Below are 15,188 nucleotides of genomic sequence, written 5' to 3'. Positions count from 1 at the left end.
CGGCCCAGAAGGCTTTTAAAGGGGAAATGACGCGATGAGGCGGGAACGGCGGATCAAGATCATCGCCACGCTGGGGCCGGCCTCGTCCACCTCGGAGATGTGCGCTGCCCTGTTCAAGGCCGGCGTCGACGTCTTCCGCATCAATATGAGCCACACCCAGCGCGAGGACCTGCCGGCAAGGATCGCAATGCTGCGAGGGTTGGAGAAAGAATTCCGCCGCCCGGTCGGCATCCTCGCCGACCTGCAGGGGCCAAAGCTGCGCGTCGGCCAGTTCGGCGGTGATGGCGGCGTCATGCTGGAGAAGGATGCCCGCTTCATCCTCGACGCCGACACGGCACCCGGCACAGCCAAGCGCGTGCACCTGCCGCATCCCGAGATCCTCTCGGCGCTGGAGCCCGGCCATCACCTCATCCTCGACGACGGCAAGATCCGCCTCGTCGTCGAGAAGGCTTCGCCCAAGCAGGCCGTGACCAAGGTCGTCGTCGGCGGCCGCCTCTCCTCGCGCAAGGGCGTCAGCCTGCCCGACACCACGATCCCGGTCTCTGCCATGACCGACAAGGATCGCTCGGACGCCGAGGCCGCGGCCGAGGCCGGTGTCGACTGGATCGCGCTCTCCTTCGTGCAGCGGCCGGAGGACATGGCGGACCTGCGCAAGATCGTCCGGGGCCGGGCGCTGGCGCTTGCCAAGATCGAGAAGCCGCAGGCCGTGCTCCGGCTTCAGGAGATCATCGAGGCCTCCGACGCGATCATGGTGGCGCGCGGCGATCTCGGCGTCGAGATGCCGATTGAGAAGGTGCCGGGTACCCAGAAGCGCATCACCCGCATGGCGCGCCGCATGGGCAAGCCGGTCGTGGTCGCGACCCAGATGCTGGAGAGCATGATCACCGCGCCGGTCCCGACCCGCGCCGAGGTCTCCGACGTCGCGACAGCGGTATTCGAGGGCGCCGACGCCGTCATGCTCTCGGCCGAGAGCGCCGCCGGCCAGTACCCGATCGAGGCGGTCGCGATGATGAACCGCATCGCCGAGGAGGTGGAGAGCGAGTCGATCTACCGCTCGATCCTCGAATCGCAGAAGGCCGAGCCGGAGGCGACCGGCGCCGACGCCATCGCCAAGGCCGCGCACGAGATCGCCGACGCGCTGCATCTCAAGGCGATCGCCGCCTGGACCTCCTCGGGCTCGACCGCCCTCCGAATTGCCCGGGAGCGGCCGAACTCGACTGTCGTCGCGCTGACGCCGAACGCCGCCACGGCGCGCCGCCTGACGCTTGTCTGGGGCGTCCACTCCGTGGTGACCAAGGACGCCAGCGACATCGACGACATGGCCTTCCGCGCCTGCAAGTTCGCGGTACGCGAGCGTTTTGCCGCCGAGGGCGACCGGCTCATCGTCGTCGCCGGCGTTCCGTTCGGCACGCCGGGCGCGACCAACATGGTTCGCATCGCCTTCGTCGCGAAGGAGCATGTCGAGCAGGCGTGATCTGCTCGGCATTCCCCTGCGCCCGCCCCTGCTCTACTGCTTGAGCGGTCAGCCTCTGCGAGCCAGCGACGCCCATGGCCCTCACCGACATCGCCACCCGGACCTATAATCACAGCTGGCGGCTCGACCCGATCATCCGCAGCCTGCTCGACACCGACTTCTACAAGCTGCTGATGCTGCAGATGATCAGGAGCTTCCACCCGGAGGTGCAGGTCACCTTCGGCCTGATCAACCGATCCAAACAGATCCGTCTCGCCGACGTGATCGAGGAAGCCGAGCTGCGCGCTCAGCTCGACCATGCCCGCGAATTGCGCTTCACCAAGAAGGAGCTGATCTGGCTCGCCGGCAACAGCTTCTATGGCAAGACCCAGATGTTCACGCCGGACTTCATCGCCTGGCTCGCCGAGTTCCGCCTGCCGGACTACGAGCTGCGCAAGGTCGACGGCCAGTACGAGCTGACCTTCGCCGGCCCCTGGACCCACTCGATGATGTGGGAGATCCCGGCGCTCGCCATCGTCAACGAACTGCGCTCGCGCCAGGCGCTCAAGACCTGGGATCGCTTTGCGCTCGACGTGCTCTATGCCCGCGCCAAGTCGAAGCTCTGGGACAAGGTCGAGCGGCTGAAGAAGCTGCCGGACCTGCGCATCTCCGATTTCGGCACGCGCCGCCGCCACGGCCATCTCTGGCAGCGCTGGTGCGTCGAGGCGCTGAAGGAGGGCTTGGGCCCGACCTTCACCGGCACCTCCAATGTCCTGCTCGCCATGGAGAACGATCTCGAGGCGATCGGCACCAACGCCCATGAATTGCCGATGGTGCTGGCGGCGCTCGCCGACAGCGACGAGGAGCTGAAGCGCGCGCCCTATCGCGTGCTCGACGAATGGCGCCAGGTCTATGGCGGCAACCTCCTGATCGTGCTGCCCGACGCCTTCGGCACCACCGCCTTCCTCGACGATGCCCCATCCTGGCTCGCCGACTGGACGGGCTTTCGTCCCGACAGCGCCCCGCCGATCGAGGCCGGCGAGCAGATCATCGCCTGGTGGAAGTCGCAGGGGCGCGATCCCAGGAGCAAGCTGCTGATCTTCTCCGACGGCATGGACATCGACTCGATCGAGGAGGCCTACCGGCATTTCCACGGCCGGGTCCGCACCGGCTTCGGCTGGGGCACCAACCTGACCAACGACTTCGTCGGCTGCTCGCCGGTCGGCACGCCCGATCTCGACCCGATCTCGCTGGTCTGCAAGGTCGTCAGCGCCAATGGCCGCCCGGCGGTGAAGCTCTCCGACAACCCGAACAAGGCGACCGGCGACCCCGCCGAGATCGCGCGGTATCTGCGGGTGTTCGGTGGGGCGGATCGGAAGGCGAAGGCTGTGAGGGTTTAGCCGCTGGCTCTCATCGGCGGCTGGCTCGCGTCGGCGATCGTGGTCCGTCAGGGCCTCGTGGTCGGCCCTAGAAGTCGGCGTCAGCGATCGGCGTCGCGTGGAAGCTGCACAGGCAACAGGAAGCCGAACGGCGTCTTGGCGCGAAAGCGGTCGTCCTTCGTTGCCCGATTCATCTCTCCGTCGGAGGATGCCAGGCGCAGCTTTGCTGCGAAACTTTCGCTGTCCTCGGGAGGACTGAACAAATAGCCTTGGCCGATCGGACATCCCATGCCGGCCAGCAGCGCCCGCTGGGCCTCGGTTTCCACCCCCTCCGCCACGACGGCGGTACCGAGGGCGCGACCGAGATCGATGATGGCCCGGACGATGACCATCTTCGAATGACTGGCAGCCAGTTCGGCGACGAAGCTTCGGTCGATCTTGATCTCCGTGACCGGAAATACCTCGAGCAGACGCAGGTTCGAATAACCGGTCCCGAAGTCATCGACGGAGAGGCCGACGCCAAGGTCCCGCAGCTGGTGCATCGCCGCCAGCACGCCGGGCGAGTCGTTGAGAAACATGCTTTCGGTGATCTCGAGCGTCAGCCAGGCCGGCTCGACGCCGGCCTTTCGGATCACCCGGTCCACGATCTCCGCCATGTCGCGGTGCAGAAATTCCGTGGCGGACACGTTGACCGAGAAGCGCAGCGGCCTTTCCCTGTATTTGTTGATCTTGCGTGCAAAGGCGGCGACGGCGGCAAGACCGCGCTCGCCGAGATCGAGGAGGAGGCCGATCCGCTCTGCCGCCTCGATGAATCGCCCCGGCGGCAGGACGCCGAACAGGGGGTGGTTCCATCGCATCAGCGCCTCAGCGCCGACCCACTCGCCCGTCACCAAGTCGATCTGGGGCTGGAAATGATGGAAGAACTGGTCGTTTGCGAGAGCAGCCCTTAACTCGCGGGTCAGCTGGACCCGGTTGCGCGCTTCATCCTCATCTTCGCTCTGAAACTGGCGGGGGCCGCTCAGCGGAGCCGATTTCGCTGCACGCAGCGCCGCCCCGGCATTGCGGATAAGGGAGATCGCGTTGCCATTGGGCTGACCGAGCGCATAGCCAACGGCAAAGCGCAGCGAAACATTTGCTCCGGGAACGACGAAGTCCGGGGCGAGCGCGGCGCACACCTCGGCGACGATCGGCGGCCCGCTGGCTTCATGCGCCGGTTCGAAGGCCAGGGCGAACTCATTTGCTCCGATGCGGGCGACGAGAGCAGCGCCGGTCTCGCGCAGTCGGCGACCCGTTTCCATCAGCAGCGCGTCCCCGACATCGAAGCCGTACCCGGCGTTGATGTCGTGGAAGCCGATCACGTCGAGCTTTACGATCATGACCGGGCCGGCGCGTGTCGCGAAACGCCTTTCCGCAGCGACGATAAAGGCCTGTCGGTTGAGACATCCTGTTGCAACGTCGAGATTAGCGGCGCGATCGAGGGCGATCTCTGTCTGGCGCGTCGCCGACACGTCGCGAAGAATGGCAAGATAGAGCAGTTCGTCGCCGATCGTGAATGGTCGGAGGCTGAGGCTGTTCCAAAAGGCCGACCCGTCCTTCCGGTAGTTGCGCAAGGTGACGTCGACCGGTTCGGCCGCCCTGATGGCCGCTGCTATACGGGCGACTTCCGGCTGCTCCCGCTCATTGCCTTGCAGGTAGCGACAATCTTTCCCGAGCGTCTCGTGCCGCGCATAGCCCGTCAGCCGTTCAAAGGCCGTGTTCACGTAGATCAGCGGCCCGCTTCCTTCAGAAATCCGGCCGATAGCCACACCATCGGAGAATTCCTCGACCAGCGTCGGCAGGATCGAGCGGAGCAGGGAGTCCGAGCCGGAGTTCACGCAATTGCCGAGCGGCTTCAGCACGAGCTTCATGAACTTCGGGAGCTCCGCTTCCTTGAAGTCTTTCATGACCCGAGCAATGGCGCGGTTGCCTGTCGCCGGGCAATCCGGGGGCGCGGTCGTTTCGGGACAACCGTCAGCCGATTTCGGCCATAGTGGGTCTCGACCCGTTTCCGGACGTCCGGAATCGTTCGCGGTAGTCTGAGGGCATCGCTCCGATATGAGCGAGAAAGGCGCGGCGCATCGCCCGCGCGGAGCCGAAGCCGCTTTTCACCGCGACCGACTCGATCGGCAGGCGGCTGGCTTCCAGCAGAAAGCGCGCGACATCGATCCGCGTGAGATCGACATATTCGGACGGCGCGATGCCCACCTCCTGCGTGAAGACCCGCGTGAAGTTGCGCGGACTCATCGCCGCGATACTCGCCAGAGTGTTGACGGAAAGGTCGGCATCCGGATGGCTCAGGATATATTGCTGGACCTTGTTGAGGCGGCTGCGGTCGATGGCCTGGGCCGCCAGATGCATGCTGAACTGAGACTGGTCCCCCGGCCGCTTCAGGAACACGACCAGGCGACGGGCGACATAAAGCGCCACGTCGCGGCCCAGATCCTCCTCGACCAGCGAAAGGCCGAGATCGATCGCCGCGCTCGACCCGGCGGAGGTGACCATCGCGCCATCTCGGACGAAGACGCGATCACCGTCCACCTTCGCGTCCGGAAATCGCTCGGCCAGGAGCGGCGCATATTGCCAGTGCGTCGCCACGTGGCGGCCGCCGAGGAGCCCGGCGTCACCAAGCAGGAACGCCCCCGTGCAGACCGAGCCGTAGCGCCGTGTCTGCGGAGCCGTCCGGGCCAGCCAGTCGATCACGTCCCTGCCCGGGGCACTGGGAACGCCGACGCTGCCGGCCATGAGAAGCGTATCGGGATCCTTCGGGCTCCTGAGGTAATCTGAGTCCGGCAGGACCCTGAGTCCCGAGCCGCACCGGATCGGTCCGTCCTCTTCGGCGACGATGCCGACCTTGTAGAACGCCTCGGCTGCGCGCGCATTGGCTTCGGCGAATACGTCCATCAGGCCAGCGAGTTCCAGCGAGTGGACGTTGGAGGGAACGAAGATAGTGATCCGCATGTGGATATTCCTCGGGCGGCGAGTGCATACGCTGCAGGAAGGTCAGCCCGCACCAGCCTGTGAGAGCGGCCGCCATCGCCGGCCAGGCGCATCTGCCCGCGACAATCAGGCGCTCCGCTGGGGCAGCACCTTAGGCTGGAACCTGCTCGTCGTCCTGCCGCCCCGGCGCCGCCTCCCGATCACCACCTCGCACGATTCCATATGCCGCGATCCTAAGCGCTCGCCGTCAATCCTGCACATGCTCTGAAGGGTACGGCAGAGGGCCCGAACGCCTCTGCTCGACATAGCCGACCGGGGACAGCGTCAATTCGGTGCGGAGCTTGATCGCCCGGCAAGCCGGAGCCGCAGCGATGCAGAAACACTCCCGCTTCCAGCGCATGGCGGCTGTTCCTTGCCGCGCTGCGCAAGTCGGATATCGTCGAAGTGTTCTCAGGGCGGGGCGAAATTCCCCACCGGCGGTATGCGGCCCCGGCCGTGAGCCCGCGAGCGCCTTTCGCGAGGAAGGGTCAGCAGATCAGGTGCGATGCCTGAGCCGACGGTCACAGTCCGGAAGAAAGAGAACGTGCCGTCGTCCGCGCTCCACCGGCGCGGCGCGCGGCCGTGATCGCCTTGGGTGACGTGTCTGTCGCGAAAGGAGATCACTGTGACACTCGCCCGTTTTGCCTTCATCAAAGCCGCCTGGCACGCCGATGTCGTCGACCAGGCCCTCAAGGGCTTCCTCGAGGTCATACCTCCCGCTCAGGTCGATGTCTTCGACGCGCCGGGCGCATTCGAGATGCCGCTGCTCGCACGCGACCTCGCCGCGACCGGCCGCTACGCCGCAGTCGCCGCCGCGGCGCTGGTCGTGGACGGCGGCATCTATCGCCATGACTTCGTCGCGCAGGCCGTCGTCGACGGCTTGATGCGCGCCGGGCTCGATACCGGCGTGCCGGTGCTCTCGGTCTCGCTGACCCCACATCATTACCGGGAGGCGCCGCATCACGCCGAGATCTTCAGGGCGCATTTCGTGACCAAGGGCCGCGAAGCAGCGGAAGCAGCGCTCATGATCGTCCGCACCCGCGCCCGCCTGGCGGCCTGACAGTTCCAATGCACGAGGCTGCCACTCGCGCGATCGAGAGGCAGCCTCGATGGCCGCTAGACCTCGATCAACAGCGGCCTGTGGTCCGAAACCTCGGGCTGCTCGACGACCGTGAAGGCGATAACCTCGACCGCCTCGTTCACCAGCATGTAGTCGGCATAGCGACCCGGCTTCTTGTAGTGGGATGTCCGGGTATCGGAATGGCCGCGGCCGACGACGAGATCCTTCAGCCCCAGGCCGGCCAGAATCCCGAAGGTCTGGCTGTCGGGCTCGACATTGAAATCGCCGCAGACGACGAGCCGGTCCCCCGGCTCCGCCACGGCCTGGACCAGGCGGACCAGGCGCTGCGCCTGCGCGAGGCGCTCCGGCGTGTCGATCTTGCCGCGGAGATCTCTCAATCCATGCATGTGCGCGATGGTGATCGACTTGCCCAGATCGAAATCGTGGAGCCGGACGACATGGGCGCTACGCGAGCGCGGATGCTCGCCATAGCCGTCCGGGGAAAAGCCCTTGTGCACGAAGCCCTGCATCTGCCCGACGATCGGAAATCGGCGGTGCACAAAGGTCGCGAGCCCCCATTGCGATGGCACGGTCTCATCGCCATCCCACAAGATGCCCTGCGCCGCCGGGCAGAAAATCGCGACATGCTCCGGCAGTGCCGCCGATATGTCCTGGAAGAAGTTGGCGCGCTGCGGCAGCACATGATCGCCGTCGCGATAGTCCAGCCAGTCCTTGTTTGCTGCCGGCGTATGGACGACCTCCTGCAGGCAGAGGACATCAGGCGCCTCCCGCGCCAGATACGCGCGCGCCTCCTCGTGCAGTGTCCCGCCCCAGCCATTCAGGCACATGATGCGCAATGCGGTAGTCCTTGTCTGTCTAGCCGATCCGGAACACCTTGCCGGTCCCGGCTTCGCGGAAGAGATCGACCCGCTCGCCGTTCCAGTGATAGTCGAGATGCCGGCCCTGGACGGGATTGCCGGCGAGATCGGGCCAGAACAGCCCGGCGCACTCTCCGCCCGGCCGGCGCACGCTCGGATAGGCCACGCCATCCGAGCCGGCGGCGCGCAGCCTCGAACCCAGCGCCTGGCTTTCCGAATAATCGTCAGGCCGCAGCAGCGCGCTCTCCCCAGCCCGCTCGTCGCGCAGATCGTGGAGGGCGGCCTCGATCGACAGTACCAGTTCCCGGAACTGCGAGGTCCAGCCGGGCGGCTCCTTCGTCCGCGCCATGAAGTGGCCATGGTGGTGGATCGTCTCGAACAGCGCCGTCTCGAAGCTTTCGGCGACATAGAGCACGCCGAAGCTGCCATCGCTGAACCGGCTCGGGCGGTCGCGGCTGATATGGGTGAACGGCGCCATCAGCCAGCTCGCGCCCGCCCCGGAGACGCGGCGGGCCGGCGGCACCAGGTCGAGATTGCCGATCGTCTCCATCAGCCGTGGATTGGTCTTCATCTCCGCCAGGATCAGCAACGGCCAGTCGCCGGGGTCGGCGATATCCTCGAACAGGTCGATCGGCGGGAAGGCACTGCGGATGATGCGGACCGCCGCCGGCCAGGCGACCGGCGCGACCGGAACGTCGTCCGTGCTCACCAGAGTCCGCGCTCCGCGTCGAGATAGCGCCGCACCCGCATCAGGTCGGTGAGCTCGCCGCCGAGCATGACCTCCAGTGCCGACTTGCCGGCGAAGGCGGCGTTGCCCGCCTTGATCCAGGCATAGCCGCGCTGCGGCTCGCGGAAGATCAGGCGCAGCGCCTTGTGGATGCCCATCAGATTGGAGAGCCGCGCCCGCCCGTCGCGGTCGATCCGGCCGATCTCACCCGCCTTCCAGCGCCGATAGCTGCGCACGGGCTGGTCGAGCAGCACGGCGGCCTCGTCGTCGGTCAGCCCCCAGAGCCGGAACAGGTTCACCGAAGCACGGAACATCGCCGCAGCCTCGGCCTCTGTGATCGCAGCAGGCGAGAAGGCATCGGGCGACGTTGGAACCGGCGAGAGCTGGCTCATCGGGCAATCTCCATTTGGCATAAGATAGACAAAATGCTGCCAAATGGCAATATGACGCAACGATCGCGTCAATCGGCGTTCAATGCCAGCCCCGATGTCGCCCCGACAATCTGGTCGATCGCATCGACGACGATTTCCGGCGCGGCATGATGCGGCATGTGACCGACACCGGGCAACAGGACGAACCGACCTTGCGGGGCCTGTCGCGCGATCGCCGCGGAGTGGATTGTCGGCGAGACGATGGCATCGCTGTCGCCGGTGATCGCCACCACCGGAACCTTTAGCTCGCGATAGCGCGGCGCCTGCGCGCTGACGAAATCGAAGGTCGCGGCGATGTCCTGGGAATTCGCCTCGAACACGGCCGGGCGCATCAGCAGGCGGATCTCGCCGGTCTCGATGTAATCAGGCGTTTCCGGTGCCGGTTCGAACACCGAGCGCGCCCCGCCGCTAAGCAGATGGCGCGCCACCGGTACGGCGACGACGCGGCTGAACACCGGCCCGAGCAGCGGCGCTGTGGTGAGGTGATGATACCAGGCGATGCCGCCCGGCCATGGGTGGGTGACCGCACCGAGCAGGATAAGTCCACTCAGCCGCTCCGGCCGCTCGAGGGCGATCCGCGCCGAGGCTGCGCCGCCGAGCGAATGCGCCACCAGCGCAAAGCGCTCGGGAACGATCTGGTCGAGCCCCTGCATCAGCGCCTGCGCCTGCCGTCCCGGATCGGCCATCGCCCGCCCGGCCAGCCGCTCGCTCCAGCCATGGCCCGGCCGGTCGATGGCGACCACGCGATAATGCGACAGCTCAGGCCCGAGCGTCGCCAGCAGGTCGGCATGATTGGACGAAGCGCCATGCACCAGGACCACCGTGCCGCGCGATTGTCCGTCGGGCCCCCGCTCGCGATAATGCAGCCGTCCACCTTCGACAGCGACGAATGCACCCCGCGGCGGGTAGCGCTGCTCCACCTCGGCGCGCGTCATCTCGCTGAACAGGGCAAGCCCTACGGCGACGAGAACGAGAGCGATCAGGGCAAAGCGCAGCATCGACGGTTTACGCGCGGCGAACGGATTCGGTTCTGCGGAAAACGCGAGTCACGCGTCGCGGCCGTCGACCTCGAGCTTGAGCGATTCGACGGCGTCCTTCACCGCGTCGAGCTGCGGATAGATGGCGAGCGCCCGCCTATAGGCGACCATGGCGCGCTTGTCGTCGCCCTGCTGGCGCAGGATCGTGCCGAGGCCCATCATCGCGCCGTAATGGCGCGGCTCACGCTTCAACGTCTCGGCGATGTCGAGCAGCGAGCGAATCGGATCACCCGCGAGAAACAGCGCATTGGCCCGCTGATTCCAACCCTCGGCCCAGTCGGGCTCCAGGGTGACGACCCGGTCGAGCAATTCGATCGCCAGCGGCAATTCGCGCGCCTTCAGCGCATCCTGCGCTCTGGTCATCAGGAGATCGGCCGTATCCGACCCCGACCGCGCCCAGCGCCGCTGGATCAGGTTGGCGATTCCCTTCGCCTCCTCCGGCGTCTTGGCGCCGGCAAGCCGCTCGAACAACCGGTCAAGCGTGACGGGGCTGCGCGGCGGCGGCGCTTCCGGCAGGTTGGGCTTGTCGTCGCGATCGGCGTTCGGCACGGCGCCGTCACGCAACGGTTTGTCCTGCGCAAGAACCCCGGGGGCAGCTGCGAGCAGCAGCCCCGGAATCAGCGCAAGGCGGGCAAGACGAGAGAGTCTCATGCCCTCAAGGTGAGCCCGGCGAAGCCCGGCGTCAATTCACGGCCCAGCGAGATCGCTGGAGAACATGGCCATGCACACGCCAAAAAAGCGGGCCGCACACTGTGCAGCCCGCTCAATCTCGACAAGGAAGCTTCCAGCGCAGCCCGACGGCCGCACGGAACCTCAGCCCTGACGCGCCTTGAAGCGCTTCTGGACCTTGTTGATGATGTAGACGCGGCCCTTGCGGCGCACGAGCTGGTTGTCGCGGTGGCGCGCGCGCAGCGACTTCAGCGAATTGCGGATCTTCATAACCGGTACTCCCATCGGCCCGCCTCGCGGCGAAACCGGTCAAAAAACTGAAGGCGACGCGAACCGGAGGCCGGCTCTCATCGAGCAAACGACATGCGCGCCTGATGCGATGGCCGGCTGTATAAGGATTTTGCCGGGATTGGCAAGGCCCCGGCGCGTTTTTCCGCCTGGTGATCGCGTGCGTCATGCTCTCGTCGCAATCGCATGGCGGCCCTAGCGTCCCGGCCACTGCATACCTAGATTGCGGCGACGGCAGACCTATCAGGGAGCTCTCTCCATGTTCAACGCCAAGTCCCTCCTCGACGCCCTCGTCAATGCGGGCAGCCAGGCTGGCGCCCAGGGCGGCCAGGCCGGCGGGTTGGGCGGCGTGCTCGGCAACCTCGCCCAGCAGGTCCAGCAAGCCGGCGGCGCCGGCGGCCTCGCCGGCATGGCCGGCCAGATCTTCGGACAGGCCAGCCAGGGCGTGCAGGACGCCGCCCGCAATACCGGCCTGCAGCAAGGCGCGACCGACATCGTCGGTCAGTTCTCCGGCGGCAAGACACCCGAGCAGTTGATCGAGCAGGCCAAGGGCATGCTTGGCGGCAACCAGCTCGCCGCCGGCGCCGTGCTCGGCGGCCTCGGCGCGCTGATCTTCGGCACCTCGGCAGGCCGCTCGATCGCCGGCTCCGCCGCCAAGCTCGGCGGCCTCGCTCTGGTCGGGGGCCTCGCCTACAAGGCCTATCAGAACTATCAGGCCGGCAAGCCGCTGCTCGGCGCAGATCAGCAGGCCGCGCTTCCCGCACCGGCCGGTTCCGGCTTCGAGCCTGAAGCTGCCAAGAACGAGCACGCGCTGGTCTTCATCCGCGCCATGATCGCAGCCTCCGCTGCCGACGGCCATATCGACGATGTCGAGCGCAACGCCATCATCGGCGGGCTGCGCGAGGCCGGGCTCGATGCCGAAGCCAATCAGTGGCTCGCCAACGAGCTGGCGAACCCGGCGAGCGTGGATACGCTGGTCGAGGGCGCCGAGACGCCCGAGCTCGCGGCGCAGATCTATACGGCTGCCCGGATCGCCATCAATCCGGATACCCCGGCCGAGAAGGACTTCCTCGCCGGCCTCGCCGGCTCGCTCGGCCTCGATGCCGAGCTGGTCGCGAACATCGATGCAGCCGCGAGCGCCGCGAAGGCCTGACCGGTAACGCAGGTCTGCAGTGCGCCGGGCATGGATTGACCGCCCGGAGCGCCGAGCCGTCCAATGCGGCATGCAGTCACCAAATCCGCATTGGTCGGCGCGCCTGCCGTTCTACTATGGCTGGCTCGTCATCGGCATCGCCTTCGTCACCATGGCGGTGGCGGTCAACGCGCGCACGGCGTTCTCGCTGCTGCTGCCGCCGCTGATCGGCGAATTCGGCTGGGATCGCGGCCTCGCCTCGGGCGCGTTCTCCTTCGGCTTCCTGCTGTCGGCCGTGACCAGCACCTTCGTCGGCCGCATGATGGACAAGCACGGACCGCGCGTGGTCATCGAGACCGGCGTGGCGATGCTGGCAGCGGGCATGTTGATCGCGCCTGCGATCGGCGCGGCCTGGCACCTCTATTTGACGCTTGGCGTCCTCGTCGGCTGCGGCGCCAACCTGATGAGCTTCTCGGCGCAGTCGCTGTTCCTGCCCAACTGGTTCGTGCGGCGCCGGGCCTTCGCCATCAGCATCGCCTTTTCCGGCGTCGGCTTCGGGGCGCTGCTGCTCCTGCCCTGGCTGCAATCGATCATCAGCCGGGACGGCTGGCGCGCGGCCTGCTGGATCATGGGCCTGCTCGTCCTGTTCCTCCTCGGCCCGCTCAACCTGCTGGTTCGGCGCCGGCCGCAGGATCTCGGCCTGCAGCCGGACGGCGAGACTGCCCCGGCCGGCACCGTCGCCGCGCAACGCAAGGCGGCGGTTGTCGATCCGGCCTGGGTCGCGGTCGACTGGACGCTGGCGCGGGCACTGCGCACGGCCCGCCTCTGGTGGATCATGATCGGCTATTTCTGCGCGCTCGTCGCCTGGTATGCCGTCCAGGTCCACCAGACCAAGTACCTGATCGAGGTCGGTTTTTCTCCGCTCATGGCGGCTTGGGCGCTGGGGCTGGTCAGCGCCGTCGCCATCCCCGGCCAGATCGCGCTCGGCGCCCTGTCGGACCGGATCGGCCGGGAATGGATCTGGATGATCGGCTGCCTCGGCTTTGCCATCTGCTATGCCGCGCTGATCGCGCTGGAGCACACCCCCTCGCCCGTGTTGCTCTATGTGATGGTGATCACGCAGGGCTTCCTGGGTTATGCGATCACCTCGGTGCTGGGGCCGATCGTCTTCGAGATTTTCGAGGGGCCGCATTTCGGCGCGATCTTCGGGACGGTCACGGTGGCGCTGCTCGGTGGCGGCGCCGCCGGACCCTGGCTTGCCGGCACGATCCACGACGCCACCGGCAGCTACCGCCTCGCTTTCCTGCTGGTCATCGCCTGCTGCTTCATCTCGGCGGCAGCGATCTGGCTGGCAGCGCCGCGCAAGGTCCGGCTGGTGCCGGGCCGCGTCAAGTCGTCCGGCTGATCAGGGCGCGCGCTTGACGCCCTGGTCGTCCTCGAACACCGGCCGGAAGAAGCTGCGCTCATAGCTGACGATGAAGCGGTGCTTCTCGTTCTCGGCGACCACCGCGAGGCATTCGGCATCCTTGAACGAGGCCTCGCGATAGGCCTCGTACTCGGCGAAGGACGGGAAGCTGAACATTGCCAGCGCGACATTGGAGGTGCCTTCCGACGGCATGAAATAGCCGTGGTGCTTGCCGCCGAAGCGCTCGACCAGGCGGATCCAGGCCTTGCCATAGGCTTCGAAGGCCGGGAGCTGGTAGGGGTCGACGATGTAGCGCAGATGGCAGGTGATCATCTTCAGGCAGCCTTCGCGTTCTTCAGGAACTCGCCCATCCGCCCCAGCGCCCGCTCGATGTTCTCGAGCGAGTTGGCATAGGAGAGGCGGATGTAGCCTTCGCCATGCACGCCGAAATCCGGCCCGCCGATCGTGGCGACGCCAGCGTCCTCGAGCAGGGCCGAAGCCAGCTTCTTAGCCTTCCAGCCGGTCTGCGACACGTTCGGAAAGGCGTAGAAGGCACCCTTCGGCACGATGCAGGAGACGCCCGGCAGCGCGTTGAGCCCGGCGACCACAGCCTTCCGACGTCGGTCGAACTCCGCCAGCATCATCGCGACCGCGTCCTGCGGACCTGTCAGTGCGGCGAGCCCCGCCCATTGCGCCGGGGCGTTGACGCAGGAATGCGAGTTCACCGCGAGCTTGCGGGCGTTGTCGTAGAGCGGCTTCGGCCAGACCGAGAAGCCCATGCGCCAGCCGGTCATGGCATAGGTCTTCGACCAGCCGTTGAGCAGGATCAGCCGGTCGCGGATCTCGGGATAGCTCAGCAGGCAGACATGCTTCTCCCCATCATAGAGCATCTGGTCGTAGATCTCGTCCGACATCACGGCGACATCGGGGAAGCGGGCGAGGCCGGCGACGAGCTTGTCGACCTCGGCCTTGGGCGTGACGCCACCGGTCGGGTTCGCCGGCGAGTTGACGATCAGCAGCCGCGTCTTCGGCGTGATCAGCGACAGAGTCTCCTCCGCGGAGAAGGCAAAGCCGTTCTCCTCGCGGATCGGCACGGGCACCGGCGTCGCGCCGGTATACTCGATCATCGAGCGATAGATTGGGAAGCCTGGATCGGGATAGAGGATCTCGGCGCCGGGCTCGCCGAACATCAAGATCGCCATGAACATGGTGACCTTGCCGCCCGGCACGATCATCACCTCCTCAGGCGAGACATCGACCGAAAAGCGCTTGTGCAGGTCGGCGGCGACGGCCTCGCGCAACGGCAGGATGCCGTTGGCCGGCGTGTAGCCGTGATGACCGTCGCGCAGCGCCTTAACCGCCGCCTCGACGATATGCTCCGGCGTCGGGAAATCCGGCTGGCCGATGCCGAGATTGATGATGTCCTTGCCCTGGCGCTGCAATTCGGTGGCGCGGGCGAGCACGGCAAAAGCGTTCTCCTCGCCGATCCGGCCAAAGGACGGGACGACATGCAGCGTCATGGCAGTTTCCTCTTCACGTGCGGCGCCAGCGGTTGCGCCTTTCCCACTCTCTTCCGTGCAAAGCACCGAGCTGGCAAGAGGACCGCCCGGAACACGGTCATGGCGCGCGGGCCCCGCAGCGCATCTCGACATCAGAGACCCGCAATGCAATCCTGACGTTCATAAGGACGGCCGGATCCGCGGCTTCGCCAGCG

Annotated in this window: 15 protein-coding genes and 1 riboswitch; of the genes, 5 read left to right on the top strand and 10 right to left on the bottom strand. The window is 66.7% G+C overall.

Annotation, left to right across the window (positions count from 1 at the left end; genetic code table 11):
- Positions 1–34: 34 nt before the first annotated feature.
- Positions 35–1,474, top strand: a complete 1,440-nt coding sequence (gene pyk, locus V7S63_RS07160) for a pyruvate kinase (RefSeq protein WP_091836428.1) — start codon at positions 35–37, stop codon at positions 1,472–1,474.
- 74 nt (positions 1,475–1,548) lie between these two features.
- Positions 1,549–2,853 carry a nicotinate phosphoribosyltransferase gene (gene pncB, locus V7S63_RS07155; protein WP_091836430.1) on the top strand — a complete coding sequence of 435 codons (1,305 nt, stop codon included), beginning with the start codon at positions 1,549–1,551 and terminating at the stop codon, positions 2,851–2,853.
- 80 nt (positions 2,854–2,933) lie between these two features.
- Here the strand turns inward: pncB and V7S63_RS07150 are convergent, their stop codons facing one another.
- Both V7S63_RS07150 and V7S63_RS07145 read right to left on the bottom strand, forming a co-directional pair.
- Positions 2,934–4,775: a putative bifunctional diguanylate cyclase/phosphodiesterase gene (locus V7S63_RS07150; RefSeq protein WP_336529714.1), complete on the bottom strand. Its 1,842-nt coding sequence runs from the start codon at positions 4,773–4,775 to the stop codon at positions 2,934–2,936.
- Between the two features lie 67 nt (positions 4,776–4,842).
- On the bottom strand, positions 4,843–5,829 hold the full coding sequence (locus V7S63_RS07145) for a GlxA family transcriptional regulator (RefSeq protein ID WP_336529713.1): 987 nt from the start codon (positions 5,827–5,829) through the stop codon (positions 4,843–4,845).
- Between the two features lie 421 nt (positions 5,830–6,250).
- A riboswitch (FMN riboswitch) is annotated at positions 6,251–6,395 on the top strand.
- Between the two features lie 77 nt (positions 6,396–6,472).
- On the opposite strand from V7S63_RS07145, the gene V7S63_RS07140 reads away from it, so the two are divergent.
- Entirely contained in the window at positions 6,473–6,907 is a 435-nt protein-coding gene (locus tag V7S63_RS07140; RefSeq protein WP_336529712.1) for a 6,7-dimethyl-8-ribityllumazine synthase, read from the top strand.
- Between the two features lie 56 nt (positions 6,908–6,963).
- Here V7S63_RS07140 and V7S63_RS07135 read toward each other — a convergent pair whose 3' ends face one another.
- The 6 genes from V7S63_RS07135 to ykgO all read right to left on the bottom strand — a co-directional run bounded on the left by V7S63_RS07135 (position 6,964) and on the right by ykgO (position 10,919).
- The gene (locus V7S63_RS07135) at positions 6,964–7,764 is read right to left on the bottom strand and encodes an endonuclease/exonuclease/phosphatase family protein (protein ID WP_336529711.1); all 801 of its coding nucleotides are present in this window, start codon (positions 7,762–7,764) and stop codon (positions 6,964–6,966) included.
- Positions 7,765–7,783: 19 nt separating this feature from the next.
- The gene (locus V7S63_RS07130) at positions 7,784–8,494 is read right to left on the bottom strand and encodes an RES family NAD+ phosphorylase (RefSeq protein ID WP_336529710.1); all 711 of its coding nucleotides are present in this window, start codon (positions 8,492–8,494) and stop codon (positions 7,784–7,786) included.
- On the bottom strand, positions 8,491–8,904 hold the full coding sequence (locus V7S63_RS07125) for an MbcA/ParS/Xre antitoxin family protein (RefSeq protein ID WP_100963539.1): 414 nt from the start codon (positions 8,902–8,904) through the stop codon (positions 8,491–8,493). The genes V7S63_RS07130 and V7S63_RS07125 overlap by 4 nt, the downstream gene beginning before the upstream one ends.
- A 68-nt stretch (positions 8,905–8,972) precedes the next feature.
- On the bottom strand, positions 8,973–9,941 hold the full coding sequence (locus tag V7S63_RS07120; RefSeq protein WP_336529709.1) for an alpha/beta fold hydrolase: 969 nt from the start codon (positions 9,939–9,941) through the stop codon (positions 8,973–8,975).
- A gap of 48 nt (positions 9,942–9,989) precedes the next feature.
- Positions 9,990–10,544, bottom strand: coding sequence for a tetratricopeptide repeat protein (locus tag V7S63_RS07115; RefSeq protein ID WP_336529708.1), 555 nt, complete (start codon positions 10,542–10,544; stop codon positions 9,990–9,992).
- 249 nt (positions 10,545–10,793) lie between these two features.
- The gene (gene ykgO / locus V7S63_RS07110; protein WP_038363015.1) at positions 10,794–10,919 is read right to left on the bottom strand and encodes a type B 50S ribosomal protein L36; all 126 of its coding nucleotides are present in this window, start codon (positions 10,917–10,919) and stop codon (positions 10,794–10,796) included.
- Positions 10,920–11,196: 277 nt separating this feature from the next.
- Between ykgO and V7S63_RS07105 the strand changes: the two genes are divergently transcribed.
- Positions 11,197–12,090: a tellurite resistance TerB family protein gene (locus V7S63_RS07105; protein ID WP_091836447.1), complete on the top strand. Its 894-nt coding sequence runs from the start codon at positions 11,197–11,199 to the stop codon at positions 12,088–12,090.
- Positions 12,091–12,160: 70 nt separating this feature from the next.
- Positions 12,161–13,474, top strand: a complete 1,314-nt coding sequence (locus tag V7S63_RS07100) for an MFS transporter (protein ID WP_100963545.1) — start codon at positions 12,161–12,163, stop codon at positions 13,472–13,474.
- On the opposite strand, the gene V7S63_RS07095 is transcribed toward V7S63_RS07100, so the two are convergent.
- On the bottom strand, positions 13,475–13,807 hold the full coding sequence (locus tag V7S63_RS07095; protein ID WP_100963547.1) for an NIPSNAP family protein: 333 nt from the start codon (positions 13,805–13,807) through the stop codon (positions 13,475–13,477).
- A 2-nt stretch (positions 13,808–13,809) separates the two neighbouring features.
- The gene (locus V7S63_RS07090) at positions 13,810–14,994 is read right to left on the bottom strand and encodes a pyridoxal phosphate-dependent aminotransferase (RefSeq protein WP_100963549.1); all 1,185 of its coding nucleotides are present in this window, start codon (positions 14,992–14,994) and stop codon (positions 13,810–13,812) included.
- Positions 14,995–15,188 lie beyond the last annotated feature (194 nt).

Origin of the sequence: Allobosea sp. CCNWLY174, from assembly GCF_037120455.1 — a bacterium.
In the GTDB taxonomy this organism is placed as follows: Bacteria; Pseudomonadota; Alphaproteobacteria; order Rhizobiales; family Beijerinckiaceae; genus Allobosea; species Allobosea lupini.
This window is presented reverse-complemented; position numbering and strand designations above follow the sequence as displayed.